The organism is Gemmatimonas sp. (assembly GCF_044376735.1).
In the GTDB taxonomy this organism is placed as follows: Bacteria; Gemmatimonadota; Gemmatimonadetes; order Gemmatimonadales; family Gemmatimonadaceae; genus Gemmatimonas.
The window spans coordinates 1-3,827 of record NZ_JBILKJ010000213.1 but is presented as its reverse complement, the minus strand read 5'-3'; the positions used below and the strand labels follow the sequence as shown (position 1 = coordinate 3,827).

The following is a 3,827-nucleotide window of genomic DNA, read 5'->3' as shown; positions in this document are numbered from 1 at the left end:
GTCAGCAGACGGCCTCGATCGGCAATCCGGCGCTCGAGGCCACGACGGCGCTGGCATACGACGTCATGATCGAGCGCTACTTCCGCTCGGTCGGCTTCATGTCGGCCGGCGCGTTCTACAAGGACCTTAAGAACTTCATCTTCCCGACCGCGCGCGCACGTCGCACCGATGAAGCGCTCGGTCCCGATGCCACGCAGGTCATCCAGCCGGTCAACGGCCCGACGGCCAAGCTGTACGGCTTCGAAGTCGCGTGGCAGCAGAACCTCACGTTCCTCCCCGGCATGCTGGCAGGCCTCGGCCTCAACGCGAACTACACGTACACCAAGTCGATCGCGGAAATCCCGGGTCGTGGCCGCGAAGGTGTGGACACGCCGCTCCCCGGCCAGACCGGTAACGCCGGCAACCTCGGCATCTTCTTCGACCGTGGTCCCGTGTCACTCCGTGTCGGCGCGAACTACTCGGGCGAGTTCCTCTCCACGATCAACGCCCTCACTTCGGAAGGTGACACGCGGACCCGCGACCGTCTCCAGTGGGATGCGTCGGGCACCTATCAGATCCGCTCCGGCATCAAGCTCTTCGCCGAAGCGATCAACCTGTCCAACACGCCGCTCCGCGCGACGGTGGGCGATCGCCTCACCCGCGGTGGCGGTGGCGATGATCCGAGCTACGAGTTCTACAAGCCGTGGGGCATGGTAGGAATGCGCATCGAGCGGTAATCGTCGGAACGGCAGCGCCGGATCCAACGACAAAGGGCCCCGTCCTGCGAGGTATCGCAGGACGGGGCCCTCGTCTTTCACCGCGGCGTTACGGCGTCGCGGTGCACCCCGCCACGACCGCGCACTTCGGATCGAGCGCCGGCAGGTTGAGCCGCTTCAACTCGGCATTCACCGCCGCCAGATCGACCTTCCACACCGTCTCGAGCTTCGTGGTGTAGCCACCAAGCTCCTTGGTGAGGATGCTGAGGATCTCCGGCATGTACGTGCCCGGCGGACCGTCACCGCGCTCCGACATCGACAACAGATTCGCCAGACGGTTGTTCACGCGGATGGGGAAGTTGAGCGGGTCCTGGCCGCTCTGGTTCTTCACCTGATAGACGCTCTCTTCCACCGCCGAGGCGTTGGTCTTGAGCGTGCCGCCCTTCTCGGCCAGCGCCGCATCCTGGCTACGCTTGAGCCGATCCGCCAGCTGCTCCTTCACGCGACGGATGTCGATCACCGCCTTCTGCGCTTCGTTCGTCCGGTCGCGCACCTGCTTGCCGAACGCATACTGCGCGCGCAGATCGGCATCGGTCACGTCCGGCAGCAACGGGCTGCGCGTGATGGTCATCGGTGCCGTGAGCGTCTTGCCATCGGCGGTGAGGCGTACGGTGTAGCGCCCCGGCGGCAGCGCCGGCCCGGCCGTCCCCGCGCCCCAGAGGATCATGCCAGGGAAGCTTTCGATTCCGGTGGCGCGCATGTCGTACGTGTACCGCGAGAGACCGGCCGCCAACGGGAACGACGCCGACGTGCCACGACGACGGCCCGCACCGGCTCCTGCAGCCGCAGTCGCCGTATCACCAGTGAGTTCGCGCAGCACGGCGCCCGCTGAATCGAGGATCGCCAACGTCGCGCGCTTCGGCGCCGTCTTGAACGTCCAGCTCATCGGCACGCCGGCGCTGGAACGGATACCGACAGGCGGCGCGAACAGATGCGCGTCGGCGGCCAGCACCGCCGGAGTCGCCTGACGCAGCGGCGCCACGTTGTCGAGCACCCAGAAACCACGGCCGTGCGACGAGATCACGAGATCGTTGGCCTCCACGATCAGGTCGGAGATCGGCGTATCAGGCATGTTGAGCTTGAGACTCTGCCAGTTCGCGCCGTCATCGTACGACAGGTACACCCCGTGCTGCGTGGCAGCGTACAGCAGCCCCTTGCGGGCGGGATCCTCGCGCACGGCATGCACGTAGTCTTCCGCGCCAAGTCCGTTCACGATCTTCGTCCACGTCTTGCCGAAGTCGGTCGTGCGGAAAATGTACGGGGCGCGATCGTTCAGCAGCGGACGGCGCACCGACATGTACATCGTGCCCGCATCGAACGCAGACGCGTCGATCTGCGACACCCGTCCGAAATCGGGCATGTCCTTCGGCGTCACGTTGGTCCACGTCAGGCCGCCGTTGCGCGTCACATGCACCAGACCGTCGTCGGAACCGGTCCAGATCACATTCACGTCCTTCTTGCTCGGCCCCACCGAGAAGATCACGCCGTACACTTCCGGGCCGTTCATATCGCCGGTAATCGGACCGCCCGACTTCTCTTGCGTTTCCGGCGCGTGACGCGTCAGGTCACCGCTCAGCACCTTCCACGTCCGGCCACCATCGAGCGAACGCCACAGGCGCTGCGACGACACGAACAGCATCTTCGGATTGATCGGCGAGAACAGAATCGGGAACGTCCACTGCCACCGTTCCCGGATGTCCTTCGACGGCTCGCCGGAATAGAACCACGGATACGGGTTCACTTCGCGCGACAGCCCCGTCTTCTTGTTGAATTTGTCGACGTAGCCGCCGTTGTTCGTGCCGGAGTAGAAGATGTCCGGATCGAGCGGGTCGGCCGCGATGTAGCCGGGCTCACCACCGCCCACCTGATACGACACCGCCATGCCGCCCGCCGCCTGCTGCGCGCCGTAGGGCCGTCCAGCGTTCCACTGCGACGGCGTGCACAGCGTGCTGTTGTCCTGCTGCGATCCGCAGATGTGATACGGAATGTGCTTCGTCGTAATCACGTGATACCACTGCGCGGTCGGGAAGTCCTGCTCGGTCCACTTACCGCCGGTGTTCGTCGTCACCGCGCCGCCACCGTCGTTGGCGTCCACGAGGTGCGTCGGATCGGCCGGATCGATCCACAAATCGTGGTGGTCGCCGTGCGTGCCGTTGCCGATGCTCGTCAGCGTCTTGCCCGCGTCGGCCGAACGGAACAGCGAGGTGTTCTGCGCGTACACCACGTCCGCGTTCTGATGATCGGCGAAGAGGTGCGTGTAGTAGAACGCACGCTGACGAATATTGCGGTCGCTGTTCACCAACGTCCACGTGGCACCGGCGTCATCGCTCTTGAACAGGCCGCCGTTGTCGTTTTCGATCAGCGCGTACACGCGGTTCGAATTCGCTGCGGTGAGCGCCACACCAATACGCCCGACCAGCCCCGACGGCAGTCCCTTGTTGCGGGTGATCTCGGTCCACGTTTCGCCACCGTCGGTGCTCTTGAACAGGCCGGAACCCGGACCACCCGACGACATCTGATATTCCTTGCGGTACGCTTCCCACATGGCCGCGTACATCACGCTCGGGTTGTTGCGGTCGAGGGCAATGTCGACCGCGCCCGATTTGTCGTCGCGGAACAACACCTTGCGCCACGACTTGCCACCGTCGGTGCTCTTGAACACGCCACGCTCGGCACTCGGCACGCTGTACTTGCCGAAGACGGCCGCGAACACCACATCGGGGTTCGTCGGATGGATGCGGATCTTCGAGATGGCGTCCACCGTCTTGAAGCCCATGTGCGCCCACGTCTTGCCCGCATCAGTGCTTTTGTAGATGCCGTCGCCAGGCATGATGTTGCCGCGGATGGCCGACTCACCCATGCCGATGTAGACGACGTCCGGGTTGCTCTCGCTCACCGCCACCGCGCCCACCGAGGCGCTGGTGATCTGGCCGTCGGTCACCGGTGCCCAGTTCTCGCCGCCATCGGTGGTCTTCCAGAGTCCGCCGCCGGTCGCGCCGAAGTACGCCTCGTTCCGACGGCCCACCACACCGCTGGCCGCGATCGACCGGCCACCGCGATCTGGGCCGATAT

2 protein-coding genes are annotated in these 3,827 nt (G+C 65.1%); one reads left to right on the top strand and one right to left on the bottom strand.

Annotated elements, in window-relative coordinates; all coding sequences use genetic code 11:
• A partial coding sequence (locus ACIRA7_RS15590) for a TonB-dependent receptor domain-containing protein (RefSeq protein WP_396221759.1) occupies nt 1–716 on the top strand: 716 nt, incomplete at its 5' end.
• Between the two features lie 88 nt (nt 717–804).
• On the opposite strand, the gene ACIRA7_RS15585 is transcribed toward ACIRA7_RS15590, so the two are convergent.
• Nucleotides 805–3,827, bottom strand: a 3,023-nt coding sequence (locus ACIRA7_RS15585; protein WP_396221758.1) for a WD40/YVTN/BNR-like repeat-containing protein, incomplete at its 5' end; no start/stop codon positions are given.